Annotated in this window: 24 protein-coding genes; 19 read left to right on the top strand and 5 right to left on the bottom strand. The window is 65.1% G+C overall.

Annotation, left to right across the window (positions count from 1 at the left end; all coding sequences use genetic code 11):
• Positions 1-2: 2 nt before the first annotated feature.
• The 14 genes from GYB81_RS18450 (at position 3) to GYB81_RS18385 (ending at position 16489) form a co-directional block, all read left to right on the top strand.
• A complete protein-coding gene (locus tag GYB81_RS18450) occupies positions 3-1166 on the top strand; it encodes an alginate biosynthesis protein Alg44 (protein WP_161865047.1) in 1164 nt (387 codons plus the stop codon).
• Positions 1167-1178: 12 nt separating this feature from the next.
• The gene (gene algK / locus GYB81_RS18445; protein ID WP_161865046.1) at positions 1179-2555 is read left to right on the top strand and encodes an alginate biosynthesis TPR repeat lipoprotein AlgK; all 1377 of its coding nucleotides are present in this window, start codon (positions 1179-1181) and stop codon (positions 2553-2555) included.
• Positions 2556-2569: 14 nt separating this feature from the next.
• A complete protein-coding gene (locus GYB81_RS18440; protein ID WP_161865045.1) occupies positions 2570-4009 on the top strand; it encodes an alginate export family protein in 1440 nt (479 codons plus the stop codon).
• Positions 4010-4020: 11 nt separating this feature from the next.
• Positions 4021-5556: a mannuronan 5-epimerase AlgG gene (gene algG, locus GYB81_RS18435; RefSeq protein ID WP_161865044.1), complete on the top strand. Its 1536-nt coding sequence runs from the start codon at positions 4021-4023 to the stop codon at positions 5554-5556.
• An 11-nt stretch (positions 5557-5567) separates the two neighbouring features.
• Positions 5568-6998, top strand: coding sequence for an alginate O-acetyltransferase (locus GYB81_RS18430; protein ID WP_161865043.1), 1431 nt, complete (start codon positions 5568-5570; stop codon positions 6996-6998).
• Positions 6999-7008: 10 nt separating this feature from the next.
• Positions 7009-8085, top strand: coding sequence for a mannuronate-specific alginate lyase (locus tag GYB81_RS18425; protein WP_161865042.1), 1077 nt, complete (start codon positions 7009-7011; stop codon positions 8083-8085).
• Positions 8086-8229: 144 nt separating this feature from the next.
• Entirely contained in the window at positions 8230-9681 is a 1452-nt protein-coding gene (locus GYB81_RS18420) for an MBOAT family O-acyltransferase (RefSeq protein ID WP_161865041.1), read from the top strand.
• Positions 9682-9694: 13 nt separating this feature from the next.
• Positions 9695-10828 (top strand): alginate O-acetyltransferase, encoded by a 1134-nt coding sequence (locus GYB81_RS18415; RefSeq protein WP_161865040.1) that lies wholly within the window; start codon positions 9695-9697, stop codon positions 10826-10828.
• 25 nt (positions 10829-10853) lie between these two features.
• On the top strand, positions 10854-11501 hold the full coding sequence (locus GYB81_RS18410) for an alginate O-acetyltransferase AlgF (protein ID WP_161865039.1): 648 nt from the start codon (positions 10854-10856) through the stop codon (positions 11499-11501).
• 97 nt (positions 11502-11598) lie between these two features.
• Positions 11599-13035 (top strand): mannose-1-phosphate guanylyltransferase/mannose-6-phosphate isomerase, encoded by a 1437-nt coding sequence (locus GYB81_RS18405; protein WP_161865038.1) that lies wholly within the window; start codon positions 11599-11601, stop codon positions 13033-13035.
• 348 nt (positions 13036-13383) lie between these two features.
• Positions 13384-13848, top strand: coding sequence for a multidrug transporter (locus GYB81_RS18400; protein ID WP_161865037.1), 465 nt, complete (start codon positions 13384-13386; stop codon positions 13846-13848).
• 239 nt (positions 13849-14087) lie between these two features.
• The gene (locus GYB81_RS18395) at positions 14088-14918 is read left to right on the top strand and encodes an SDR family oxidoreductase (protein WP_161865036.1); all 831 of its coding nucleotides are present in this window, start codon (positions 14088-14090) and stop codon (positions 14916-14918) included.
• Positions 14915-15283, top strand: a complete 369-nt coding sequence (locus GYB81_RS18390; protein WP_161865035.1) for a hypothetical protein — start codon at positions 14915-14917, stop codon at positions 15281-15283. Before GYB81_RS18395 ends, GYB81_RS18390 begins: the two co-directional genes overlap by 4 nt.
• A gap of 24 nt (positions 15284-15307) precedes the next feature.
• Positions 15308-16489, top strand: a complete 1182-nt coding sequence (locus GYB81_RS18385) for an AAA family ATPase (protein ID WP_161865034.1) — start codon at positions 15308-15310, stop codon at positions 16487-16489.
• A 195-nt stretch (positions 16490-16684) separates the two neighbouring features.
• Here GYB81_RS18385 and trxB read toward each other — a convergent pair whose 3' ends face one another.
• The gene (gene trxB, locus GYB81_RS18380) at positions 16685-17632 is read right to left on the bottom strand and encodes a thioredoxin-disulfide reductase (protein ID WP_161865033.1); all 948 of its coding nucleotides are present in this window, start codon (positions 17630-17632) and stop codon (positions 16685-16687) included.
• A gap of 268 nt (positions 17633-17900) precedes the next feature.
• Here trxB and cysZ point away from each other — a divergent pair, with 268 nt between their 5' ends.
• Together cysZ and GYB81_RS18370 are read left to right on the top strand one after the other, a co-directional pair.
• Positions 17901-18632, top strand: coding sequence for a sulfate transporter CysZ (cysZ, locus tag GYB81_RS18375; protein ID WP_161865032.1), 732 nt, complete (start codon positions 17901-17903; stop codon positions 18630-18632).
• A 69-nt stretch (positions 18633-18701) separates the two neighbouring features.
• Positions 18702-19898 (top strand): glycosyltransferase family 4 protein, encoded by a 1197-nt coding sequence (locus GYB81_RS18370; RefSeq protein WP_161865031.1) that lies wholly within the window; start codon positions 18702-18704, stop codon positions 19896-19898.
• 124 nt (positions 19899-20022) lie between these two features.
• On the opposite strand, the gene GYB81_RS18365 is transcribed toward GYB81_RS18370, so the two are convergent.
• The 4 genes from GYB81_RS18365 to rluD form a co-directional block, all read right to left on the bottom strand.
• Positions 20023-21132 carry an NADH:flavin oxidoreductase gene (locus tag GYB81_RS18365; RefSeq protein WP_161865030.1) on the bottom strand — a complete coding sequence of 370 codons (1110 nt, stop codon included), beginning with the start codon at positions 21130-21132 and terminating at the stop codon, positions 20023-20025.
• Positions 21133-21159: 27 nt separating this feature from the next.
• Positions 21160-21750 carry a TetR/AcrR family transcriptional regulator gene (locus tag GYB81_RS18360; protein WP_233787622.1) on the bottom strand — a complete coding sequence of 197 codons (591 nt, stop codon included), beginning with the start codon at positions 21748-21750 and terminating at the stop codon, positions 21160-21162.
• Positions 21751-22048: 298 nt separating this feature from the next.
• Positions 22049-22780, bottom strand: coding sequence for a peptidoglycan editing factor PgeF (pgeF, locus tag GYB81_RS18355; protein WP_161865028.1), 732 nt, complete (start codon positions 22778-22780; stop codon positions 22049-22051).
• Positions 22777-23751: a 23S rRNA pseudouridine(1911/1915/1917) synthase RluD gene (rluD, locus tag GYB81_RS18350; protein WP_161865027.1), complete on the bottom strand. Its 975-nt coding sequence runs from the start codon at positions 23749-23751 to the stop codon at positions 22777-22779. The genes pgeF and rluD overlap by 4 nt, the downstream gene beginning before the upstream one ends.
• Before the next feature lie 138 nt (positions 23752-23889).
• Here rluD and GYB81_RS18345 point away from each other — a divergent pair, with 138 nt between their 5' ends.
• The 3 genes from GYB81_RS18345 (at position 23890) to GYB81_RS18335 (ending at position 26897) form a co-directional block, all read left to right on the top strand.
• On the top strand, positions 23890-24882 hold the full coding sequence (locus tag GYB81_RS18345; RefSeq protein ID WP_161865026.1) for an outer membrane protein assembly factor BamD: 993 nt from the start codon (positions 23890-23892) through the stop codon (positions 24880-24882).
• Positions 24883-25078: 196 nt separating this feature from the next.
• Positions 25079-25315, top strand: a complete 237-nt coding sequence (locus GYB81_RS18340) for a PP0621 family protein (protein WP_161865025.1) — start codon at positions 25079-25081, stop codon at positions 25313-25315.
• Entirely contained in the window at positions 25305-26897 is a 1593-nt protein-coding gene (locus GYB81_RS18335) for a sensor histidine kinase (RefSeq protein WP_161865024.1), read from the top strand. Before GYB81_RS18340 ends, GYB81_RS18335 begins: the two co-directional genes overlap by 11 nt.
• Position 26898: the final 1 nt, after the last annotated feature.

Here is a 26898-nt window from a genome sequence, read left to right as displayed (position 1 = left end):
CCATGAACTCCGTCGCCAATCACAACGTCGTCCATGAGTCCGAGGCCCAGCGCCAGCACGCACGCGTCAAGCTGCCAGGGCGTTTGCGCTTCACCAATGCCAAGGGCGAGCGCATCGATGCGCGCCTGCAGGACATCTCTGCCGGCGGCTTCAGCTTCACCAACGAAAAGACCTCGCACAAGGTCGGCGATTTTCATCGCGGCCAGCTGCAGTTCCAGCTCGACAGCCTGGTGCTGGGTCTGGACGTCGAGTTTCAGGTCAACTCGGTACAGCCGGAGCACAACCGCATCGGCTGCCAGTTCCACGGCCTCGGCGCACGCGAAGCTGCCGCCCTGCGCCACCTGATCAGCGCCCACCTGGCCGGTGAGCTGGTCAACGTCGGCGAGGTGCTGCACATCCTCCAGCGTGACAACTTCACCAAGGCGCGCAAGAACGGCGCAGGCGGCGGCATGGGCATGTTCGGCCGTCTGCGCGCGGTGACCTTCAGCGCCGCGATCTTCGTTATCGGCCTGGCCGCCTTCGGTTACATCGGCAAGTCGATCTACGGTCTGTACTTCGTCACCCACGCCCAGTCGGCGCAGATCAGCCTGCCGGCGCTGCAGGTCACCATGCCGCGCGAAGGCAGCGTGCAGGCCCTGGTTCAACCCGACGGCATCGTGGAAAAAGGTGCGCCGATCGCCACCTTCACCACCAGCATGCTGGAAATGCTCAAGGGCCACCTGGGCGACGATCAGCTCGAGCCGAGCCAGATCGAAGCGCTGTTCGCCCGCGAGATGCAGGGCACCCTGACCAGCCCGTGCAACTGCAAGATTGCCCGCCAGCTGGTGGCCGACGGCCAGTTCGCCAGCAAGGGCGACGTGATCTTCGAACTGGTGCCGCAGGATGGCGTGGCGACCGTGAGCGCCAGCTTCCCCTACCGCCACCTGGAGCAGGCACGCCCCGGCACCCCGGTGACCTTCAAGGTGGCGGGCGAGGACCAGGCGCGCCACGGCGAGATCGTCAGCAGCGCGCTGCACGATGGCGGCCTGAGCTCGGACATCCGCGTAGTGATCAAGCCGCAGGACACCCTGCCGGCCGGCCTCGCCGGTCAGCCGGTGGACGTGGTCATCGACCGCGGCCCGTCGCTGGGCTGGCTGGTCGATCGCGCCGTCGCGGCAGGTCGATAAGGAGAAGGTGCCGTGAGCATGCCTCTACTTCGCCCCGCCCTGCTCGGCCTCGCCGTCAGCGCCACGCTGGCCGGCTGTGCCGGCCTGCCGGATGAGCGCCTGGCCCGCGAAGCCCTGCAGAGCGGTGATCAGCAGACGGCCGAATGGCACTTCCGCCAGCTCGCCGAGATGGGCTACAGCGACTCGCAGATCGGCCTGGCCGACATCTACGCCGCCAATGGCCAGAACCAGGACCTGGATGAGGCCGAGCGCATCTATCGCCAGGCCATGGACGGTTCGCCACGCGCCAAGGCGCGCCTGGGCAAGCTGCTGGCGCGCAAGCCCGGCAGCACCCTGGCCGAGCGCCGCGAGGCCGCCGAACTGCTGGAAAGCGCAGCCCAGGCGCGCGAACCCAGCGCGCTGCTGCCGCTGACCGAACTCTACCTGTTCTACCCACAGGACTTTCCCGCCATGAACATCGCGCAACGTATTCAGGACTGGCGCCAACAGGGTCTGCCGCAGGCGGAACTGGCGCAGATTCTTCTGTATCGCACCGATGGCACCTACGACCAGCATCTGGGCGAGATCGAGCGCATCTGCCAGGCACGCCTGGCCAGCAACGACGCCTGCTACGCCGAGCTGGCCACCGTGTACCAGAAGCAGAATCGCGAAGACGATCGCCAGGCGCTGATCGATCAGCTGCTGACGGGCTACCGCGCCGGCAGCGTCTCGCCCAACCAGGTCGAGTCCGTAGCCCAGGTGCTCAGCGACCCCGAGCTGGGCCAGCCGCAACCGCAGCTCGCCCAGGACCTGCTGGAAACCATCGCGCCGAGCTACCCGGCCGCCTGGGTCAGCCTCGCGCGTTTGCTCTACGACTATCCGGGACAAGGCGATATCGACACCCTGCTCGGCTATCTGGAGAAGGGTCGCGAGGCGGCCCTGCCGCGCGCCGAACTGCTGCTCGGGCGCCTGTACTACGAGGGCAAGCTGCTGCCGCAGCAGCCGAAGAAGGCCGAGGAGCACCTGCGCAAGGCCGCACCCAGCGAGCCCAGCGCCAACTACTACCTGGGGCAGATCTACCTGCGCGGCTACCTCGGCGAGGTTTACGCCCAGCAGGCGCTCGACCATCTGCTCAGCGCCGCCCGCGCCGGCCAGCTCAGCGCCGACTTCGCTCTGGCGCAGATGTTCAGCCAGGGCCGCGGGGTCAAGCCCAACCCGGTCAACGCCTATGTATTCAGCCAACTGGCCCTGCCACGCAATACGCCGCCGACCTTCGAGCTGGCGCATGAGGTGGAAGCGAGCCTGACCCCGGCGCAACTGGCCGAAGGCCAACGCCTGCTGCGCGAGGAACGCGATGCCCGCGGCATCGTCCTGCAGCAGCAGGCCGCCCTGCAGGTCAGCCAGCCATGAACAGGGATGCACGCATGCAGCTAAATCGTATCGTCAGCCAATTGGGGCTGAGCGCCAGCCTGCTGGCAGCCAGCGCTGCCTGGGCGGCGGATGCGCCGAAGAATTTCGGCCTGGATATGAAAATCACCGCGCAATCGGAAGATGACCGCGACCTCGGCACCCGCAGCGGCGGGGATGTCAGCGGTATCGGTCTGGACCTGCGCCCCTGGGCCTACGGCGAGCGCGGCGACTGGAGCGCCTTCGCCATGGGCCAGGCGGTCACCGCCACCGACACCATCGAAACCGACCCGCTGCAGGACGACGGCGAAGACAGCGCACAGCGCAGCGACGCCCGCCAGCCGGACAAGAGCTACCTGGCGATGCGCGAATTCTGGGTCGACTACAGCGGCCTCACCGCCTACCCCGGCGAGCACCTGCGCGTCGGCCGCCAGCGCCTGCGCAGCGATGAAGGCACCTGGTGGGACACCAACATCGAAGCGGTCAACTGGCGCTTCGACACCACCTTGCTGCAAGCCACGGTCGGCGTCGCCGAGCGCTTCTCCGAATACCGCACCGACCTCGACGATCTGGCACCGGAAGACGAAGACCGTCGCCACTTCTTCACCGGTCTCGACTACCAGTGGACGCCCGGCCATCGCATCGGCGCCAAGCTGCACCACAGCCGCGACGACGGCAGCCTGCCGAACGCCGGCGAGCGCGTCGACGAACTGAGCAAGCGCTACACCGGCGACCTGACCTGGTTCGGCCTGCACGCCGACGGCGGCTTCTTCGAGCGCAACTCGCGCAATCGCCTCAACTACTGGGCGCAGATGACCTGGCTCAAGGGCGACACCGAGCAGCTGCAGCAGCAGGTGGTCGGCAGCGAGCGCATCGCCACCGGCTCGCGCAGCCAGGACGTCGACGCCTGGGCCATGGATCTCGGTCTGCGCTACAGCCTCGATGAAAACTGGAAGATCGGCGCCGCCTACGCCCGTGGCAGCGGCGGCGGCAACGACGGCAAGTCGCGCCAGTTCATGCAGACCGGTCTGCAGAGCAACCGCGCCAACTTCACCGGCGTCGAATCGCGCCTGCACCGCTACGGCGAGGCCTTCCGCGGCGAACTCTCCAACCTGCAGGTGGCCAGCGCGTTCAGCTCCTGGCAACTGGGCCAGGACTACGACGCCAGCGTCGTCTATCACCGCTTCTGGCGCGTCGATGGTGATCAGGACGTCGGTGACAGCGGCATCACCGCGCCGCTGGTCGCTGGCGAGAAAGACATCGGCCAGGAAGTTGACCTGGTGCTGACCCGCTACTTCAAGCAGGGCCTGCTGCCGGCCACCGTCGCCGAACAGCTGGATGACCGTTCGGCCCTGGTACGCCTGCGCGCCGGCGTGTTCCTGCCGGGCGACGCCTACGGCAGCGGCACCGACTCGGTGATGCACCGCGCCTTCGTCGACTTCATCTGGCGCTTCTGAGGGATCGGATCATGCAACCCAACGGCTTAGCCCTACCCCTGCTGCTCGGCGCGTTGTGCCTCACGGTGCCGCTGGCCGAGGCCAACCCGACGCAGCAACAGTTCGACTACCGCGTGCGCAGTGCACCGGCTGACGAACTGCATATGGAAGCGCCCAAACTGCCGGACCTGTCCGGCTACACCAAGGAGGCCGTGCTGGCCAGGATTCCGCGCGAACAACGCGGCCAGGTGGTGGTACGGCGCATGCTGCGCCAGGACGCGCTGAAAGACTTCACCGGCGGCAACGAACGCCTGCGCGAGTGGATCAAGCGCCAGCAGGGCATGCCCCAGGCGATCTTCATCGAAGGTGGCCTGGTCACCGCCCAGGACCTGGCCAAGGCGCTGCCCGACAGCCAGTTCCAGGAGCAGGAGCCTGGCGTTTACATCGCCCGCCTGCCCATCGTCGTCGCCGAAGGCGCGGCGCTGCATGTGGGCAAGGAAACCCGTGAACTGCGTCTGTCGCAGGAGCGCGGCTCGTTCCTGGTCAATGACGGCCTGATGTTTCTCACCGACACCCGCGTCACCGCCTGGCGCGAGGCCGACAACGGCCCGGCGACCATGCGCGACAACGGCAAGGAATTCCGCCCGTTTCTGGTGTCCTGGGGCGGCAGCGAGCTGTACATCGCCGGCAGCGTGATCACCAGCCTGGGCTACGACAACTCCAAGTCGTACGGGGTGTCGATCACCCAGTACACGCCGAACATGCACGAGCGCCTCAAGCGCGACGAGCCGACCGGCTGGCTGATCGACTCCGAGTTCGTCGATCACTGGTACGGCTTCTACTGCTACGAAGCGCAGAACGTGGTGATCAAGGGCAACACCTACCGCGACAACATCGTCTACGGCATCGACCCGCACGACCGCTCGCACGGCCTGATCATCGCCGAGAACAAGGTCTTCGGGACCAAGAAGAAGCACGGCATCATCATCTCCCGCGAGGTCAACGACAGCTGGATCATCAACAACGAGAGCTACGACAACAAGCTCTCCGGCGTGGTCATCGACCGTAACAGCGAGCGCAACGTAATCGCCTACAACAAGGTGCGCAGCAATCATTCCGACGGCATCACCCTGTACGAGAGCGGCGACAACCTGCTGTGGGGCAATCAGGTGCTGGGCAACCAGCGCCACGGCATTCGCATCCGCAACAGCGAGAACATCCGCCTCTACGAGAACCTCTCGGCGATGAACCAGCTCACCGGCGTGTACGGCCACATCAAGGATCTGTCCGACACCGACCGCGACCTGCAGCTCGACCCGTTCGACACCAAGATTTCCATGATCATCGTCGGCGGCACCCTGGCCGGCAACGGTTCCAGCCCGATCAACATCGACTCGCCGCTGTCGGTCGAGCTGTACCGCGTGAAGATGCTCGCTCCGAGCAAGAGCACCGGTATCCAGCTCGCCGGCATCCTCGGCGAGAAACAGGACGAAATCCTCGACCTCATGCTGCGCCAGCGCCTGCCCGTGCTGATCGATCCGATCGAGCCCGAGCCGATGATCAACTGACGAGGCCTCCCATGACTGCATACAAACTCAAGACCCTGGCCCTGGCAGTGACTTGCGCCGCATTCGGCAGCGCGTTGCAGGCCGAAGAGCGCCAGGCGCCGCAATATCAGGTGCAAGACTGCTGCTCGCTGTGCCCGGCTGCGCACGATGCCAGCCGTTACACCACCAACTACATGAAGAACTTCATCACCCTGATGGATGCCGACGAGGGTTGGCTGTTCCGCAGTGTCGAGGACCTGCGCACCGAGTTCGGCACCACCGAGATCGGCTACCAGCGCCTCAAGGAGCTGCGCGACGGCCTCAAGCAGCGCGGCGTGGAACTGGTGGTGGTCTACCAACCGACCCGCGGCCTGGTCAATCGCAGCAAGCTGCGCCCGGCCGACTACCAGCGCTTCGACTACGACAAGGCGCTGCGCAACTATCGCCAGGCGCTGACCCGCTTCGAACAGCTGGGCATCTGGGTACCGGACCTGACTCCGCTGACCGACGAGAACACCGACAAGGAGTTCTACTTCCGCCGCGACCAGCACTGGACGCCCTACGGCGCCGAGCGTACCGCGCGCCTGGTGGCCGAGACGGTCAAGCGCATCCCCGGCTTCGAGGACATCCCGCGCAAGGAATTCGTCACCGAGCGCGTCGGCCTGATGGGCAAGACCGGCACCATGCAGAACGTCGCCAGCCAGCTGTGCGGCACCGGCTATGCGGTGCAGTACGTCGACCAGTTCGTCACCGAGCCGAAGGACGCCAGCGATGGCGACGCGCTGTTCGGCGATGACAGCAGCCCGCAGATCACCCTGATCGGCACCAGCCACAGCGGCAAGAACTACAACTTCGGCGGCTTCCTCGAAGAGTACCTGGGCACCGACGTGCTCAACGCGGCCTTCCCCGGTGGTGGCCTGGAAGGCGCGATGCTCGAGTACCTGGCCAGCGAGTCGTTCCAGAACGACCCGCCGAAGATCCTCATCTGGGAATTTTCGCCACTCTACGACCTGGCCTCGGACAAGATTCACCGCCAGCTGATGGCCACTCTGAACAACGGCTGCAGCGGCCAGACCGAACTGCTCGCCAGCGAGAAACGCCTGCATCCGGGCAGCAACGAAATACTGGTCAATGGCGAGAACAAGCTGCTGACCCTGCGCGGCAACCGCCACCAGCTGGACCTGCGTTTCAGCGACCCATCGGTCAAGCGCGTCGACGCCACCATCTGGTACCTCAACGGTCGCCGCGAGCAGCTCAAGCTGGAGAAACCCAACACCGTCGATACCGACGGCCGCTTCGCCGTGGAACTGCGCGACGAGCCGGGCTGGGGTGATCAGAACTTCTTCGCTCTGGAAATCGAGAAACCCGAAGACAGCGATGACGACCTGAAAGTCCAGGCCAGCCTGTGCCAGCGCCCGGGCGGGGCCAGCCAGCAAGTCGCGCAGCACAGTGCGAACGACTGAGGAGGCAAGCATGCCCAAACGACTCGCTCCACTCACACTCCTGGCGCTGCTACTCAGCGGTCCAGCCCTTGCCGAACTGCAACCGCCGTCCGGTTACTACGCCGCCGTCGGCCAGCGCGACGGCAAGGCGCCAGCCTGCCCGGCGGTGCCGCAACCCTATACCGGTGAGCTGCAGTTCACCAGCAAGTACAAGGGCTCCGACAGCGCGCGCGCCACGCTCAATCGCAAGGCGGAGAAGAACTTCCGCGAGCAGACCGCGCACATCACCCGCCTGGAGAAGGAAGCCGGACGGATGATCACCGGCTACATGCGCACCGGTCAGCCGGAGCGTCTGGAATGCGCCATCGAATGGCTGGACCGTTGGGCCAGCGCCGATGCGCTGGAGTCCGAGCGGTTCAACCATACCGGCAAGTCGATGCGCAAATGGGCGCTCGGCAGCCTGGCCGGCGCCTGGCTGCGCCTGAAGTTTTCCGAGTCGCAGCCACTGGCAGCCTACCCGCAAGAGAGTGCGCGCATCGAGGCCTGGTTCACCCGGCTGGCCGAACACACGGTGCGCGAGTGGAGCGATCTGCCGCTGCGCAAGATCAACAACCACAGCTACTGGGCCGCCTGGTCGGTGATGGCGGTAGCGGTGATCAATGACCGCCGCGACCTGTTCGACTGGTCCGTGGACCAGTTCCGCATCGCCGCCAATCAGGTCGATGACGAAGGTTACCTGGCCAACGAAATGCGCCGCAGCCAGCGTGCTCTTGCCTACCACAACTACGCCCTGCCACCGCTGGCGATGATCGCCGCGTTCGCCAAGGCCAACGAAGTCGATCTGCGCGGCGAGAACCATGGCGCCTTGCAGCGCCTGGCCGAGCGCGTGCTGCAAGGCGCGCGGGACCCGGCCGCGTTCGCCCAGCGCACCGGCGCCAAGCAGGACATGAGCGAGCTGCGCAAGGACTTCAAGTACGCCTGGCTGGCGCCCTACTGCAGCCTCTACGCCTGCGACGAGCAGACCCGCGAACTGAACCAGGAGAAGGGGCCGTTCAACAGCTTCCGCCTCGGTGGCGAGGTGACGCAAGTGTTCGGTGACGGGCGCTGATGCACACACCCTGTAGGAGCGGATTTATCCGCGAAAATCGCGGCTGAAGCCGCTCCCACAGGTTTGCGGCGACGTAACAAAACAAACCCTCCGCTGGCGGGGGGAAAGGGGGGCGCTGCCCCGGCTGTTCACGGAGAAGCACGGATGGTCTTTTCATCCAACGTCTTTTTGTTTCTGTTCCTGCCGATCTTCCTCGGCTTGTATTACCTGTGCCCGAATCGCGGGCGCAACCTGCTGATCCTGATCGGCAGCTACACCTTCTATGCCTGGTGGCGGGTGGACTTCCTCCTGCTGTTCGCCGCCGTGACGTTGTGGAACTACCTGTTCGGCCTGCGCATCCATGCCCACGCCGGTACCCAGGCGGCACGCCGCTGGGTGGTGGCCGGGGTCATCGGCAACCTGGCCACGCTGGGTTACTTCAAGTACGCCAACTTCGGCGTGGCCAATATCAATGCCCTGCTCGAAGCCGCCGGCATGGAGCCGTTCGTGCTGACCCAGGTGATCCTGCCGATCGGCATTTCCTTCTATATCTTCCAGTCGATCAGCTACCTGATCGACGTGTACCGCCGTGACACCGAGCCGACGCACAACCTGATCAACTTCGCCGCCTTCATCGCCCTGTTCCCGCAACTGATCGCCGGCCCGGTGCTGCGCTACAAGGACCTGGCCGACCAGTTCACCGACCGTACCCACAGCATCGACAAATTCAGCGAAGGCGCCACGCGTTTCATGCAGGGCTTCGTCAAGAAGGTGTTCATCGCCGACAGCCTGGCGCCGCTGGTGGACCATTGCTTCGCTCTGGAGAACCCCAGTACCGGCGACGCCTGGCTGGGCATGATCGCCTATACCGCGCAGCTGTACTTCGACTTCTCCGGCTACAGCGACATGGCCATCGGCCTGGGCCTGATGATGGGCTTTCGCTTCATGGAGAACTTCAACCAGCCCTATATCAGCCAGTCGATCACCGAGTTCTGGCGGCGCTGGCACATCAGCCTGTCCACCTGGCTGCGTGACTACCTGTACGTGCCACTGGGCGGCAACCGCCACGGCACGTTCAACACCTACCGCAACCTCTTTCTGACCATGCTGCTGGGCGGTTTCTGGCACGGCGCCAACTGGACCTTCCTGATCTGGGGCGCCTGGCACGGCACCTGGCTGGCCATCGAACGAGCGCTGGGGGTGAAGGCTGCACCCACGGTGTTCAACCCGCTGAAGTGGGCCTTCACCCTGCTGCTGGTGATGCTCGGCTGGGTGATCTTCCGCGCCGAGAACCTTGAGGTGACCGGGCGCATGTACGCGGCCCTGTTCGCCTTCGGCGACTGGCGCCTGAGCGAGCTGACCCTGGCGCACATCACCGGGCTGCAGATGGCGACCCTGGCGCTGGCCTGGGTGGTGATCGCGGTCAACGGCGCCCGCCAGTTCCTCGCCAGCCGCGGCCACGAGCCGGGGCTGACCCTGGCCAGCGCTGGCGTCGCCCTGCAGGCCATCGACCTGCGCATGGTGGCCCTGCGCGGCGCCCTGCTGCTGTTGTTCTGCGCCTCGCTGCTCAAGCTCTCGGCGCAGAGCTACTCCCCCTTCCTCTACTTCCAGTTCTGAGCGGAGGCCAAGCATGAATCGCCCCATCAAAACCCTGTACGTCGCGCTGTTCGCCTTGCTGCTGTTGCCGGTCAGCCTGCTCGCCCTGAGCAAGCTCGCCGACTATCACATGCCGGCGCAGCCGAGCGTGCTCGACGGCGGCCTGGCCAAGAGCATCGAACGTCACTACGACGAGAACTTTCCGCTCAAGCAGGCCGGCATCAACCTTTGGGCTGCCGTGGAATATCTGGTGTTCGGCGAAGGCCGCAGCGGTCTGGTGATCGGCCAGGACGGCTGGCTGTACTCGGACGAGGAATTCGCTCCGCTGGCCGACGGTCAGCGCCAGATGCGCGACAACCTGGCGTTGATCCGCGGCGTGCAGCGCCAGCTGGAAGAACGCGATATCCAGCTGCTGCTGGCCATCGTCCCGGCCAAGACCCGCCTGTACCCGGAGCACACCGGCAGCCATCGTCCCAGCGCCCTGCAACGCAGTCTGTATCCGCGCTTTCACCGTGCGGTGCGCAATGCCGGGATCGCCGCACCGGACCTGCTCGAACCGCTGCAGGCGGCCAAGAACGAGGCGCCGATGTTCCTGCGTACCGACACCCACTGGACCCCGGAAGGCGCGGACGTGACTGCCAAGGCGCTGAGCGAAGTGGTGCGCAGCGCCATGCAGCTGCGTGGCGAGCCGCAGCAGTTCGTCACCGAGACCGTGGAAACCCGCGCGCACCAGGGCGACCTGACCCGTTTCCTGCCGCTGGCCCCCTTGTTCGAAAGCCTGATGCCACAGGCCGACCGCCTGCAGCAGCGCGAGACCCACGCCGCCGAAGGTGGCGGTGACGACCTGTTCGGCGACAGCGATCTGCCGGTGACCCTGGTCGGCACCAGCTACAGCGCCAACCCGGCCTGGAATTTCGCAGGCGCCCTGCGTGAGCACCTGCAGCGCGACCTGGCCAACCACGCCGAGGAAGGCGGCGGCCCGCTGGTGCCGATGCTCAAGTACCTGCAGAGCGAGGATTTCGAGAACAACCCACCGCAGCTGGTGATCTGGGAATTCCCCGAGCGCTACCTGCCGATGACCAGCGATTTCACCGATTTCGACCCGCAATGGCTTGCCGCACTCAAAGACGGCGGCGAGCGCCAGGGGCTGGCTGCCGCCAGTCACTGATTCATCCCCCAAGGAGGACTATCCGATGAGCAATCAAACCACCCTACGCCGTTTCACTCTGGGCGCCTGCGCCCTGGCTCTGGGCCTCGGCATGATCCAGGCACAGGCCGACGACGGCGCACTTTACGGCCCCAAGGCGCCCAAGGGCTCGGCTTTCGTCCGCGCCTATAACGCCAGCAGCGCCGAACTCGATGTCAGCGTCGGCCAGACCCAGCTCAAGCAGATCTCGCCGCTGGGCTCGAGCGACTTCAAGTTCCTCCCGGCCGGCAGCTACCAGGCGCAGGTCGGCAACACGCAGATGCCGGTGGACCTGGAAGCCGAGCATTACTACACCCTGGTCAGCCAGACCGGCGACAAGCCACGCCTGGTCGAAGAGCCGCCCTTCACCAGCCGCCAGAAGGCCCTGCTGCGCGTGCAGAACCTGACCGACAGCACCCTGAGCGTGAAAACCGCTGACGGCAAAACCGATGTGGTCGCCGACGTCAAGCCGGACGGCCGCGGTGACCGCGAGATCAACCCGGTCAAGGTCGGCCTGGCGCTGTTCGATGGCGAGCGCAAGGTCGCCGACCTGAAGCCGGTCACCCTGGAACGCGGTGAAGTGGTCAGCCTGTTCGTCACCGGCGGCCAGGGCAAGTTTTCGCCGGTGTGGGTCAAGCGCCCCATCGACGGTTGAGGCAGTGAGTTTCTAGAACAAGGAAAACGGCGGGTACACGTCGCACCGACACGACACGGGCAAACCACTTGATCAATCGCTCAGGAGAGACACAACCATGACCCCCATCATCCTTTCCGGTGGCAGCGGCTCGCGACTCTGGCCTCTTTCGCGCAAGCTATACCCCAAGCAGTTCCTTGCCCTGACCGGCGAACAAACCCTGTTCCAGCAGACCCTGCAGCGCCTGTCCTTCGAAGGCATGCAGCCGCCGGTGCTGGTGGCCAATCAGGAGCACCGTTTCATCGTGCTCGAGCAGCTGGAGCAGATCGGCCAGCAGGCGCAGATGCTGCTGCTCGAACCCTTCGGCCGCAACACCGCACCGGCCGTTGCCATGGCCGCCCTGCAACTGGTCGCCGAAGGCCGTGACGAGCTGATGCTGGTGCTGCCGGCCGATCACGTACTGGACGACCAGCAAGCGTTCCGCCAGGCCCTGGCGCTGGCCACCGTGGCCGCCGAGAAAGGCGAGATGGTGCTGTTCGGTGTACCGGCCGACCGTCCGGAAACCGGCTACGGCTATATCCGCAGCCAGGCCGACGGCACCCTGCCCGACGGTGTGGCGCGCGTCGCCAGCTTCGTCGAGAAGCCCGATGCCAAGCGTGCCACCGAGTACGTGAAGAGTGGCGACTACTTCTGGAACAGCGGCATGTTCCTGTTCCGCGCCAGCCGCTTCCTCGAAGAGCTCAAGCATCACGACGTGGACATCTACGACACCTGCCTGCTGGCTCTGGAGCGCAGCCAGCGCGAAGGCACACAGATCGCCATCGACCCGGCCACCTTCGCCTGCTGCCCGGACAATTCCATCGACTACGCGGTGATGGAAAAGACCAGCCGTGCCTGTGTGGTACCGCTGTCGGCGGGCTGGAACGACGTCGGTAGCTGGTCGTCGATCTGGGAAGTGCACGACAAGGACGACGCCGGCAACGTCACCAAGGGCGACGTGGTGGTCGAGGACAGCCGCAACTGCCTGATTCACGGCAACGGCAAGCTGGTCTCGGTGCTGGGCCTGGACGACATCGTCGTCGTAGAAACCAAGGACGCCATGATGGTGGCGCACAAGGACCGCGTGCAGGACGTCAAGAAACTGGTCAGCAGACTCGACGAGCAGGGCCGCTGCGAGACCCAGAACCACTGCGAGGTCTACCGTCCGTGGGGCTCGTACGACTCGGTGGACATGGGCGGCCGCTTCCAGGTCAAGCACATCACCGTCAAGCCGGGTGCGCAGCTCTCCTTGCAGATGCACCACCACCGCGCCGAGCACTGGATCGTGGTCTCCGGTACGGCCAAGGTCACCTGCGACGACCGCGAGTTCCTGCTCACTGAAAACCAGTCCACCTACATCCCGATGACTTCGGTGCACCGCCTCTCCAACCCGGGCAAGATTCCGCTGGAAATCATCGAGGTGCAGTCCGGCACCTATCTGGGCGAGGACGATATCGAGCGGCTGGAGGACGTCTATGGCCGCAGCGATGCCGTGACCGTGCGCGCCGCGAGCTAGCGCCCGGTAGCGATCGCGAACGAGTCCGCTCCCACGGGTGCCATGGCCTACACAGGTGGCTGACAGCACTCAGGTAGTGGGAGCGGACTTGTCCGCAAAGCTCTCTTAGTGGCTGACAACCTGCTCAACCGCAAATCCGGGGCATACGCAGTGAGCTCCCCTCTCCCATTTATGGGAGAGGGGTTGGGGGAGAGGGCAGAAGACGCCTACGGCATTGAAGGCTCTGCTTTCCCCACCTCCCCTTCCCGCCAGGCGAAGGAAGCTGTCACACCCTGCGACAGCCCACGCGGTTACCCTGACCAAGCACCTTGTGTAGGATGAGCGCAGACTTCCAAAAGGGCTGCCCTCATGCTGTTCGGTGTCGTACTCGTCATCACCTGGCTGATTCTGCTGATCCGCTACCCGACCAAGGCGCTACCGGTGTCCATGGCCGCGCTGGTCGGTCTCGGCCTAGTGGCCACCTGGGTGATCTGGCAGGAAAGCCGGGACGAGCGTTACCTCGCCCATCTCGAACTGCGCCTGAGCTATGCCCCGCAGCGCTGCCCCGCCGACCGACCGCTGGCCATCGATCTGAAGAACGGCAGCGATGCCGCCCTGCTGGAACTGCGCTGGGAAGTCGCCGCCTACCGCCCCGGCAACGCCACCAACCTGGCCCAGCGCCTTTACGAATCGCCACGCTACAGTGGCCCCGGTGAACTCCTGCCCGGCGCCAGCTGGAGCGACTGCATGCCCCTGCCCGACCTGCGCAGCGGCTATCGCCCGGCTACGCTGGAGTTTCGTGCCGAGCGCCTGCAGGGCAAGTTCATCCGATGATCCGTAGGAGCGAGCTCTGCTCGCGAAGCTTCTCGCGTTAACCGCGTTCGCGAGCAGAGCTCGCTCCTACAATACTCAACATCCATTGCCCGCTTCGTAGCCCGGATGAAATCCGGGGAAGTTTCCTGTGACTGTTCCCGGATTGCATCCGGGCTACGGGATCAAGGCGAACAGTCCGCCATCACCTCAAGCCAAGCCTGCTAAGCTGCAGCCCATTCGCGTCTCAGGGAGCCCCGCGCATGCCTCAACCCAACGTCCTGATCACCGGTTGCTCCAGCGGTATCGGCCGCGCCCTGGCCGATGCTTTCAAGGCTGGCGGCTACGCAGTCTGGGCCACGGCGCGCAAGGACAGTGACCTGGCGGCGCTAGAGCAGGCGGGCTTCCATGCGGTGCAACTGGACGTCAACGACAGCGCGGCTCTGGATCGACTGGCCGCGCGCCTGAACGAGGAGATCGGCGGCCTCGACGTGCTGATCAACAACGCCGGTTACGGCGCCATGGGGCCGCTGCTCGACGGCGGCGTGGAGGCCATGCGCAAGCAGTTCGAAACCAACGTGTTTTCCATCGTCGGCGTCACCCGCGCCTTCTTTCCGCTGCTGCGCCGCAGCCGCGGCCTGGTGGTCAATATCGGCAGCGTGTCCGCGTTGCTGGTCACGCCTTTCGCCGGTGCCTATTGCGCCTCCAAGGCCGCAGTGCACGCACTGAGCGATGCCCTGCGCATGGAGCTGGCGCCCTTCTCCATCGAGGTGATGGAGGTGCAGCCGGGCGCCATCGCTTCCAGTTTCGGCGCCAGCGCCAGCCAGCAGGCCGAGTCGCTGATCCGCCAGGACTCGCCCTGGTGGCCGCTGCGTGAGGGCATCCGCGCCCGCGCCAAGGCCTCGCAGGACAACCCGACCCCGGCCAGCGACTTCGCCGCGCAACTGCTGGCCGCCGTACAGAACGACAACCGTCCGCGCTTGCTGCGCCTGGGCAATGGCAGCCGCGCCCTGCCACTGCTCGCCACGCTGCTGCCCAAGGCGCTGCTCGAGCGTGTGCTGCGCAAACGCTTCGGTCTGGTGCAACACCTGTGAGTCAGGGCCTGCAACTGCGCTACTACGCGGCTGCCGGGGTGGTCGCGGCCATCGTGCTGAATCTGCTGCTACGCACCTTCGTACGCCTGGGCGGCGTGTTCACCACCCTGCTGATCGCCGCCGCCATCGCCGCCGGCCTGGCGCTGGTATTTCACTGGCGATGCGGGCGCGCGCCGAGCAACGCCGAACGCTGGCGCTTCATCCTGCTCTATGGCGGCGTACTTGGGCTGCTGTATCTGGGTTTACTGGGCATGATGTACCTGCAGGACACGCCCAGCCCCATGGGCCTGTTTCTCTTCAGCCTGCATTATCTGTGCTACCCCGTGCTGGCCTGGCTGGCCTTCTCGCCACGCCATGGCCGCTGATCCTTTCGTCAGGATGACTTCGCCGTGCTGCATACCCTCGCCGTTGCCAATTACCGCTCTATCAACAGCCTGATCCTGCCGCTGGGCCGGCTCAACCTGATCACCGGCGCCAACGGCAGCGGCAAGTCCAATCTCTACCGCGCCCTGCGCCTGCTGGCGGAAACCGCCCAGGGCGGCGTGGTCAACGCACTGGCCCGCGAAGGTGGGCTGGAGTCGAGTTTCTGGGCCGGGCCGGAGAGGATTTCCCGACGCATGCTCAAGGGCGACGTCCCCGTGCAAGGAGGCCCACGGCGGAGCGCAATGCGGCTGCGCCTGGGCTTTATTGGTGAAGATTTCGGCTACAGCATCGCCCTGGGCCTTCCCGACTCGAAGTCGGGAGAAGATCGCCATACGCCCAGCGCTTTCTCCCTCGATCCCGAGATCAAGCGCGAGTGCATCTGGGCCGGCGCCAGTTATCGTCCGGCGTCGCTGCTGGTGGACCGCAGCGGGCCGCTGGTGCGCCTGCGTGAAGGCCGCAGTTGGCAGGTACTGGCCCAGCACGTGCCAAACTACGACAGCCTGTTCGACCAGGTCGGCAACGACCCGAGCTGCCCTGAAGTTTTCCAGCTGCGCGAAACCATCCGCCGCTGGCGCTTCTACGATCACTTTCGCAGCGATGCCGACGCCCCTGCGCGCCAGCCGCAACTGGGCACGCGCACGCCAGTGCTGCACCACGATGGCCGCGACCTCGCTGCAGCGCTGCAGACCATTCGCGAAATCGGCGACCGCGCCGCGCTGGATGCCGCCATCGAAGACGCCTTTCCCGGCAGCCGCCTGCACATAGATTTTCAGGCCGGCGGGCGCTTCGCCGTCGAACTGCGTCAGGAAGGTCTGCTGCGCCCCTTGAGCGCTGCCGAGCTGTCCGACGGCACGCTGCGTTACCTGCTGCTGGTGGCCGCCCTGCTCACCCCTCGGCCACCGTCATTGATGGTCCTCAACGAACCGGAAACCAGCCTGCACCCGGACCTGCTGCCGGCACTCGGTCGCCTGATCATCGCCGCCTCTCGGAATACTCAGGTGTGGGTCGTGTCCCACGCCAGCCGGCTGATCGCCACGCTCAGGGAAAGCCCCGACTGCAACACTCTGGAGCTGGACAAGCAGCTCGGCCAGACCTGCATTCGTGGCCAGGGCATGCTGGACGAGCCGGCGTGGCATTGGCCGGATTGAATCGGGAGGTGCTTTAGCGGCGCGCTTTAGAAGTCGCGGCTAAGGCTGCATCGGTACGGGAGTTTGATCGATGCCGGGAAACTCCCTCCCACGCCCCGCTGCAGCGTAGCCCGGATGAAATCCGGGGGAGGTTTATCAGCCCTTTCGCGGCTGAAGCGGAATGCCGCCCAGCCGCTCCTACAGCCGCAATCGAACTCAAAGCCCTTCCAGATAGCGCTCGACATCCAGCGCCGCCATGCAGCCGGCACCGGCCGAGGTGATCGCCTGGCGATAGATCGAGTCGGCCACATCGCCGGCAGCGAACACGCCGGGGATGCTGGTCGCGGTGGCATTGCCCTCGCGCCCGCCATTGACCACCAGGTAGCCATCCTTCAGCGCCAGCTGGCCTTCGAACAGGCTGGTATTGGGCGTATGGCCGATGGCGACGAACAGGCCATCCACTTTCAGCTCACGATAGGCGCCGCCGTATTGCTTCAGGCGTACACCGGTGACGCCGCTGGCATCGCCCAGCACTTCGTCGACCTCGGCATCGAGCTGCAACTCGATCCTGCCCTCGGCCACCCGCTGCTGCAGCTTGTTCTGCAGGATCTTCTCGGCGCGAAAGGCGTTGCGACGATGGATCAACGTGACTTTGCTGGCGATATTGGCCAGGTACAGCGCCTCCTCCACCGCAGTATTGCCGCCGCCGACCACCGCCACCTCGCGGCCGCGATAGAAGAAACCATCGCAGGTCGCGCATGCCGATACGCCACGCCCCATGAACGCCTCTTCGCTGGGCAGCCCCAGATACCGTGCACTGGCGCCAGTGGCGATGATCAGCGCATCGCAGCTGTAAGTGCCACTGTCACCGACCAGAGTGAAAGGCTTGCCGGCCAGATCGACGGCGTTGATATGGTCGAAGACGATCTCGGTCTCGAAACGCTCGGCATGTTCCTGCATACGCTGCATCAGCGCCGGCCCGGTCAGCCCGTGCGGATCGCCCGGCCAGTTGTCCACCTCGGTGGTGGTGGTCAGTTGACCACCCGCCTGGATGCCGGTGATCAGCAGCGGCTTCAGATTGGCGCGCGCGGCATACAAGGCTGCGCTGTAACCGGCAGGGCCGGAGCCCAGGATGATGACACGGGCGTGACGAACGACAGACATTGTTAACTCCTCGCCGGCCAGGGGGCCGGCAGGCCAGATAAAAAGGGACTCTCGAAGCACTAGGGGAAGGCTTGAAGGATGAGAGCCCCGCAAAAGGGAAGCTGTGCGCAAGGCTATCGGGGCAGCTGGCGAAGCGGAAATATGCATTGCCAATTCCACGAATAGAGCCGGCCTATTGCGCCGGGACCCAAGCCAACTACCTGGCTGAACTTTCGTCTCGCGCGCGAAGTCGGTATGGTCGCGCGCATCAACCAGTCAGGAGACCGCCATGCCCGCCGCCCCCGTTCTGTCCGGCCCGCAATATTTGCGAGAAGGCCTGAGGCTAGTCCTCAGCCCCGGCCTGCGCCTGTTCGTGCTGCTGCCGCTGGCGGTCAATCTGATTCTGTTCGCCACCATGATCGGCTTCGCCGTGCAGCAGTTCAGTGGCTGGGTCGATACCTTCATGCCCACGCTGCCAAGCTGGCTGAGCTTTCTGCAGTACATTCTCTGGCCGCTGTTCGTGGTGCTGGTGCTGCTGATGGTGTTCTTCACCTTCACCCTGCTGGCCAATATCATCGCCGCGCCATTCAACGGTTTTCTCGCCGAGAAGGTCGAGGTGGTGGCGCGCGGCGAGGATCACTTCCCGCCGTTCAGCTGGGGCGAACTGGCGGCGATGGTGCCGCGCACCATGGGTCGCGAGATGCGCAAGCTGGCCTACTTTCTGCCGCGCGCCATCGGCCTGCTGATCCTCAGTTTCATCCCGGTGGTGAACCTGGTCGCTGCCCCGCTGTGGTTGCTGTTCGGCGTGTGGATGATGGCCGTGCAATACATCGACTACCCGGCAGACAACAACAAGATGAGCTGGCAAGACATGCTCGCCTGGCTGCGCGAGAAGCGCTGGCAGAGCCTGAGCTTCGGTGGCATCACCTACGCCGCGCTGCTGGTGCCGGGGCTCAACATCCTGATGATGCCGGCCGCCGTGGCCGGTGCGACGCTGTTCTGGGTACGCGAGCGCGGCTAGCCGCGCCCTATCACAAAACCGCAATCCAACCGTCACAGTTGTTACATCGCACAGGCGGAGACTGCATACATGAACGCACAGTCTCTGCATGTCGCCCTGATCAGCGAAACCTTCTCCCCGGAAATCAATGGCGTAGCCAATACCCTCGGCCGCCTGGTCGACGGCCTGCGCGGGCGCGGCCATCGTGTGCAGCTGATTCGGCCGCGTCAGGACGTCGACCAGCAACAGGTGGCCGACGATGATCTGCTGCTCACCCGCGGCTGGCCACTGCCCGGCTACCCCGGCCTGCAGTGGGGTCAGTCGTCGCTGCACAAGCTGCTCAGACGCTGGCAGCGGCAACGTCCCGACGTGCTCTATATCGCCACCGAAGGCCCGCTCGGGCTCTCCGCCCTGCGCGCAGCCAGGCGCCTGGCGATCCCGGTGGTCAGCGGTTTTCACACCAATTTCCAACAGTACACCGGGCACTACGGCCTCGGCCTGTTGACGCGGGCGATGACCAATTATCTGCGCTGGTTTCACAACCGCACGCAGCTGACCCTGGTGCCGAGTATCGGCCAGCAGGTGGATCTCGAGCGCCGTGATTTCGTACGCCTGGCCCTGCTCGCCCGCGGCGTCGATAGCCAGCTGTTTCACCCACGCAGGCGCAGCGACGAGCTGCGCGCAAGCTGGGGCCTGGAAGCGGATGATCTGGCGGTACTGCATGTGGGTCGCCTGGCCGCGGAGAAGAACCTCGGCCTGCTGGTCAAGGCCTACACTGCCTTGCAGCAGGCACACCCGCAAAGGCGCATGCGCCTGATCTTGGTTGGCGACGGGCCACTGCGCGCCAGCCTTCAAGCGCAGCTGCCGGAAGCCCTGTTCTGCGGTCTGCAACGTGGCGAGGCACTGGCCACGCACTATGCGTCGGGCGACCTGTTCCTGTTTCCCAGCCTGTCGGAAACCTTTGGCAACGTGGTGCTGGAGGCCTTGGCCTCGAGCCTTGGCGTGGTGGCGTTTGATCAGGCGGCGGCCGCCCAGCATATTCACCATGGCCACAACGGCATGCTCGCACGCCCGGGTGATGAAGCCGGTTTCTGCGAGGCGGCCTGCGAATTGCTGGCAGACGCAGAAGTGCTGCGGCGCATCCGCCTCAACGCCCGCCGCCATGCCAGCCACCTCAGCTGGGACGGCATTGTCGCGCAATTTGAACAACACCTGCGCAGTGCAATGCAGCCTCAAACCCGCATCAGTCCCGAGCTTGCCCGCAGGGCGGGTGAAAGCCGCCACTGAGAAGACCAGGGAGCTGCACTCGCTCTACCTGAGCCCATCCGTACCGACACGCAGACATAAAAAAGCCCCGATGTGCCGGGGCTGAAAACGGGGCGTCGGTTCGCGACGCCCGGCAGTGACTGGCTCAGGCCAACGAAGTCAGCGCCTCGCGGCTGAACGGCAGGATGTCCTGCTCGCGGCCTTCACGTACCTTCACGGCCCAGTCCGGGTCGACCAGCAGCGCACGCCCCACGGCAACCAGATCGAATTCTTCCCTGTTCAGGCGCTCGAGCAGATTCTCGATGCTGGCAGGCGCCGCCACCTTGTCGGTCTTGACCATGAACTGCAGGAACTCGCCATCCAGGCCGACGCTGCCGACGGTGATGGTCGGCTTGCCGGTGAGCTTGCGCGTCCAGCCGGCCAGGTTGAGGTCGCTGCCTTCGAACTCAGGCTCCCAGAAGCGGCGGGTGGAGCAGTGGAAAATGTCCACGCCGGCATCGGACAGCGGCTTGAGGAAGGCCTCCAGCTGCTCCGGGGTCTGCACCAGGCGCGCGGTGTAGTCCTGCTGCTTCCACTGCGAGTAACGCAGGATGATCGGGAAGTCCGGGCCAACCGCCGCGCGCACGGCCTGGATCAGCTCGATGGCGAAACGCGAACGCGCTGCCAGGTCGCCACCGTACTGGTCGCTACGCTGGTTGCTGCCCTCCCAGAAGAACTGGTCGATCAGGTAGCCGTGGGCACCGTGGATCTCCACGCCATCCATGCCGATGGCCTTGGCGTCGCGCGCAGCCTGAGCAAAGGCGGCGATCACCTCGTCGATGTCGGCCTGGGTCATGCCATGCACCACCACTTCGCCGTCCTTGACCTTCTCCATCGGGCCATAGCCGGGCACGTTGGCGTCCGGCTCGGTGCCCAGGCGACGCACGTTACCGACGTGCCAGAGCTGCGGGACGATCTTGCCACCTTCGGCGTGCACAGCGTCGACCACCTGCTTCCATCCCGCCAGCGCGTCTTCGCCGTAGAAACGCGGCACGTTCGGGTAGCCGTTGGCCGCCTTGTGGCCCACCGTGGTGCCCTCGGTGATGATCAGGCCCACGCCCGCGGCTGCGCGGCGACGGTAGTACTCGACGACCTTGGCATTGGGCACGCCACCGGGCGAAAAGGAGCGGGTCATCGGCGCCATGACCACACGAGTCGGCAGCTCCAGGTTACCGAGACGGAAGGGGGCGAACAGGGCTTGAACGGGAGCGCTCATCATCTTTCCTCTGGGGTTGAAGGGTAATCAGGCCTGCAGCAAGCGCTCCAGGCGGGTGACGAAAGTTTCCAGCGGCTGCAGGTTGCGACCGACCTTGAGGCGGGCGAGCACGCCCTGCCAGGCGTCGCTGATGAAGGTGGCGAGGTTGCCGCAGTCCTCGTCGGCCGGCAGTTCACCGACGGCCTGCGCCTGCTCCAGGCAGTCGCGCAGAATATCCACCGAGGCCTGCTGGATGGCCGCGACCTCGGCGCCGATCGCAGGCAGCATCTCGCTCATCTCGAAACTCAGACTGCCGATGAAGCAGTGGTACTGCGGCGTCTCCTGCCGGGCGAAGTGCGCCAGCAGGTCGCGGTAATAACCGAGGATGCGCGTACGCGGGCTCAGCGCCGGATCGTTCAATGCCTGGGCGTAACGCTCCAGACGCGGACGGTAGATGAAGGCCAGCGCCTGCAGGGCAAAGTCTTCCTTGCTGGCGAAGTAGTGATAAAAGCTGCCCTTGGGAATCCCCGCCGCCTGGACGATCTCCAGCACGCCGGTACCGTGATAACCGCGCCGGGTCATCACCGCCGAGCCTTTGCTCAGGATCAGGTCGCGCTTGTCGAGTCGAATGCTGTTCATGGCGCCGAGCATACGACCGGTCGTCTCGCTCGGCACAGCACTATTGATGACGGTGATTAAGGGCTAGAACAGAGTACTTGGATGAGAAGACCTTCCGAAGCCGATACCACGCTCATCGACGGGCGTGATCCACTCAAATCTGTAGGAACGGCTGGGCGGCATTCCGCTTCAGCCGCGAAACGCATCGCGGCTAAAGCCGCTCCTACAGCTCGCTCGGGGCGATCTGGCAGCTATTGGCCGGGCGAGCATAAGGACTGGACGGCACTGTTCTGGTGGACCGCGTGATCTAACCCCAGGCTCAGGGCTGCAGCCAGATCAGCGAAGCGAAACGCCCGGTGCGCGCACTGCGGCGATAGGAGTAGAAACGCGGGTCGTTGTAGGTACACAGCCCGCCACCGCTGACCGCAGTCACACCGATGGCGGCCAGGCGAATGCGCGCCAGATGATAGATATCGGCCATGAACTTGCCGGCATTGGCGCTGGGCATGAATGCACCGGCAGCCTCGGCATGCTGCCTCACGAATGCCTCGCGCACCTCGCCGCCCACCTCAAATGCAGTCGGGCCGATGGCCGGGCCTAGCCAGACCAGCAGTTGCTGCGGTGCGACGTCCAGCGCCTCGACGGTCGCCTCCAGCACGCCACCGGCCAAACCGCGCCAGCCGGCATGAGCCGCCGCCACGCGCGTACCGGCGCGGTCGCAGAACAATGCCGGCAGGCAGTCAGCGGTCATCGCCGTGCAGGCGATGCCGGGCGTGGCCGTCCAGTTGCCGTCGGCTTCGATGACCACGGCAGGATCGGCTGGCGCCACGACGATGCCGTGCACCTGGCGTAGCCAGGCAGGCTGGCAACCGAGTGCATCGACCAGATGGGCACGGTTGCTCGCCACAGCAGCCGGGTCATCATCGACATGATCGCCCAGGTTGAAGGTATCGAACGGCGCCGCGCTGACGCCGCCGCGACGGGTGGTGACGCAGGCTCGAACGTTGGCCGGCGCAGGCCAGTCGGGCGTCAGCCAGTCGTGGGCGCTCACCCGACGAAGGCCTCGCGATCCTGGCGCAGCAGGGTCAGCAGCCAGACCAGATCATCCGGCAGCGCCGACTCCCATTTCATACGCTTGCCGGTGGCCGGGTGGTCCAGCTCCAGGAAGCGCGCATGCAGGGCCTGGCGCGGAAACTCCTTGAGGCTCTGCACCAGGCTCTGGCTGGCGGCAGGCGGAATGCGGAAGCGCCCGGCGTAGACCGGATCGCCCACCAGCGGATAACCGACGTGGCTCATGTGCACGCGAATCTGGTGAGTACGCCCGGTTTCCAGCTTGACCCGCACATGGGTGTGCGAGCGGTAGCGCTCAAGCACGCGGTAATGACTGATCGCCGGCTTGCCGCCATCGGTCACCGCCATGCGCTGGCGCTGGCTGGAGCTGCGTCCGATCGGCGCATCGATGGTGCCACCGGCGGTGATCACGCCGATGCAGATGCATTCATAGATGCGGCTGACGGTGCGTTTCTGCAGCTGCTCGACCAGGTTGGTCTGCGCCTGCAGGGTCTTGGCCACCACCATCAGGCCGGTGGTGTCCTTGTCCAGGCGATGCACGATGCCGGCACGCGGCACATTGACGATATCCGGCACATGGTGCAGCAGCGCATTGAGCAGCGTGCCGTCGGCATGCCCGGCAGCCGGGTGCACCACCAGGCCTGCCGGTTTGTCGATCACCAGCAGGTGTTCGTCCTCATAGACGATATTCAGCTCGATGTCCTGTGCCACCCACTCGCCCTGCGCCTCCTGCTCGGCATCCAGTACCAGGGTCGAGCCGGCGTGCACGGTGTCGCGCGGACGTGCCAAGGCACCATCGACGGTCAGCCGACCTTCCTTGATCCAGGTGGAAAGACGCGAACGGGAGTACTCGCCAAACAGCTGCGCAGCCACCTGGTCGAGGCGTTGACCGCCCTGTTCGAAGGGGACAATGGCTTGAAGTTGGATCAGCTGCTTATTTATAGAGGTCATGTTCGGCAACGGCGGGAGCCAGGCCTTTGGTTTCGGCGACAGGCTTGTGGTTAAATACGGCGTCTTTGCCCCAGGGTTTTCCGGGGGCGCTCATCATAACAGGACGGCCGCGCGGCCGTCACAGGGACGCAAGCCGCCATGCAAGTGAAACACCTGCTGCTGATCGCCATCCTCGCCCTTACCGCCGCCTGCTCTTCCAAGCAGCCGGAGGTCGATGAAAACCTCAGCGAGGTGGAGCTGTACCAGCAGGCCCAGGCCGACCTGGACAACCGCAGCTACACCCAGGCCATTTCCAAGCTCAAGGCGCTGGAATCGCGCTACCCGTTCGGCCGTTATGCCGAGCAGGCGCAGCTGGAACTGATCTACGCCTACTACAAGAATGCCGAGCCGGAGGCTGCCAAGTCGTCCGCCGAGCGCTTCATCCGCCTGCATCCGCAGCATGCCAACGTCGACTACGCCTACTACCTAAAGGGCCTGGCCTCGTTCGATCAGGACCGCGGCCTGCTGGCGCGCTTCCTGCCGCTGGACATGACCAAGCGTGACCCGGGTGCCGCGCGCGACTCCTACAATGAGTTCGCCCAGCTTACGAGCCGCTACCCGACCAGCCGCTACGCCCCGGACGCCAAGCAGCGCATGATCTACCTGCGCAACCTGCTGGCCGCCTACGAAGTACACGTTGGCCACTACTACCTGACCCGTCAGGCCTATGTCGCCGCCGCCAACCGTGGCCGCTACGTGGTGGAAAACTTCCAGGAAACCCCGTCGGTCGGCGACGGCCTGGCGATCATGACCGAGGCCTATCAACGCCTGTCCATGGATGACCTGGCGGCCACCAGCCTGGAAACCCTCAAGCTCAACTATCCGGATCACCCGAGCCTGGAGAGCGGCGAATTCGTACCGCGTGAAGAAGAAGCCGACAACCGTTCCTGGCTGGCAAAGGCCACCCTGGGCCTGATCGAAACCGACACGCCGCTGCCGCCAGGCGAAACCCGCGCCAGCCAGGACGTAATTCGCCAGTATGAAGACGCCGAGCAACAGATTCCAGCCGAACTGCAGCAGGACGCCAAGACCGGCGAAACCGCCAAGAAGCGTTCGATCTGGAGCTACCTGACCTTCGGTCTGTTCGACTGATCGATGCGTCAATGACAAGGGAGGCCACGGCCTCCCTTTTTCTTGCCTGGCGTTCTTGCCGCACCTCTGCGGCATGGGCGCGACCTTCGGGCCAGACGGACAGCCCGGAAACAGCGCACAGGCTGCCATGCGCACACTGTGCCGATGCACTCGGCTTGGCTAAACTGCCGGCTTTGAACGAACAAAAGAGCACGATATGGGTCTTTTCCGTCTGCTGTTCTGGATCGCGGTCATCTTCGCTGCAATCTGGATCTGGCGCCGCTACATCAGCAAACCTAAAAGCACTCGCCCCGCCGAGGGCACCGCCGCTCCGATGGTGCGCTGCGCACACTGCGGCGTGCATGTTCCCAAGCCTCAAGCCCTGAGCCAGAATCAGCAGTGGTACTGCAGCCAGGCCCACCTCGAACAAGGCCCGCACGCCGGTGACCGCTGAGCTCAGCCTGCAAGGAGGCATTCCAGGGCGACGCATCCTCCGGCTTTATCACTTCTATCGCCTGAGCATCGGCCTGGCGCTGATCCTGCTTATCTCCAGCAACCTCGATGAGCGGTTTCTGGACGTGGTGCATATCGAGCTGTTTCGTACCGGCAGCTGGATCTACCTGATCCTCAATATCTTCATCGCCGTGCTGGTGCAAAGACCCAAGCACCTGATGCAGTTGTTCAGCCTGGCGCTGGTGGATGTGATTTTTCTCTCTGCGCTGTTCTATGCAGCTGGCGGCACGCCGAGCGGCATCGGCAATCTGCTGGTGGTGGCGGTGGCCATCGCCAATATCCTGCTGCGCGGCCGCGTCGGTCTGCTGATCGCCGCCATCGCCGCCATCGCACTGATCTACCTGACCTTCTATCTCAGCCTCAGCCGCCCCGCCGCTGCCGCCCAGTATGTACAGGCAGGGGCCCTCGGCGCGCTGTGTTTCGCCGGCGCGCTGTTCATCCAGGGCATCACCCGGCGCCTGCAGGTCAGCGAAAGTCTGGCCGAGCAACGCGCGGCAGACGTGGCCAATCTGGAGGAGCTCAACGAACAGATCATCCAGCGCATGCGCACCGGGATCCTGGTGCTCGATACCCAACACCGCGTGCTGCTGGCCAACCAGGGCGCGACGCAGCTGCTGGGCCGCGGCGAGCTCAGCGGCAAGATCATCGACCCGCATTGCCCCGAGCTGGTCAAACGCCTGCAGCAATGGCTGCATAACCCGACCCTGCGCCCGGACAACCTGCAGGCGCAGGTCGACGGCCCGGTGCTGCAGCCCAGTTTCATTTCCCTGCAGCGCGGCGAGCAGCAGCACACCCTTGTGTTTCTCGACGACATCTCGCAGATCGCCCAGCAGGCGCAGCAGCTCAAGCTCGCCTCGCTCGGCCGCCTGACTGCCGGTATCGCCCACGAGATCCGCAATCCGCTTGGCGCGATCAGCCATGCCGCGCAGTTGCTGCAGGAGTCGGAAGACCTGCAAGGGCCGGACCAGCGTCTGGCGCAGATCATTCAGGATCACTCCAAACGCATGAACCTGGTGATCGAGAACGTCCTGCAACTGTCGCGTCGGCGCCAGGCCGAGCCGCAACTGCTGGACCTGAAATACTGGCTGCACCGCTTCGCCAGCGAGTTCCGCAGCTCGGCACCGGCTGACCGGCAGATCCACCTGGAAACACAGGGCGGCAGCCTGCAAACGCGCATGGACCCGCACCAGCTGACTCAGGTACTGACCAACCTGGTACAGAACGGCTTGCGCTACAGCGCTCAGCAGCATCGACTCGGCCAGGTCTGGCTGCGCCTGTTCCGTGACGAATCCAGCGACCTGCCGGTACTGGAAGTGCTCGACGATGGTCCCGGTGTGCCGCCCGAGCAGGAGCAGCACATCTTCGAGCCTTTCTACACCACCGAGAACAAGGGTACCGGTCTCGGCCTGTATATCTCCCGCGAGCTGTGCCAGGGCAATCAGGCCCGCCTCGACTATAAACCTCGTGAAGGGGGCGGCAGTTGCTTCCGCATCACCTTCGCCCATCCGCGCAAACTGAGCTGAA

It is taken from the genome of Pseudomonas yangonensis (assembly GCF_009932725.1).
In the GTDB taxonomy this organism is placed as follows: Bacteria; Pseudomonadota; Gammaproteobacteria; order Pseudomonadales; family Pseudomonadaceae; genus Aquipseudomonas; species Aquipseudomonas yangonensis.
This window is presented reverse-complemented; position numbering and strand designations above follow the sequence as displayed.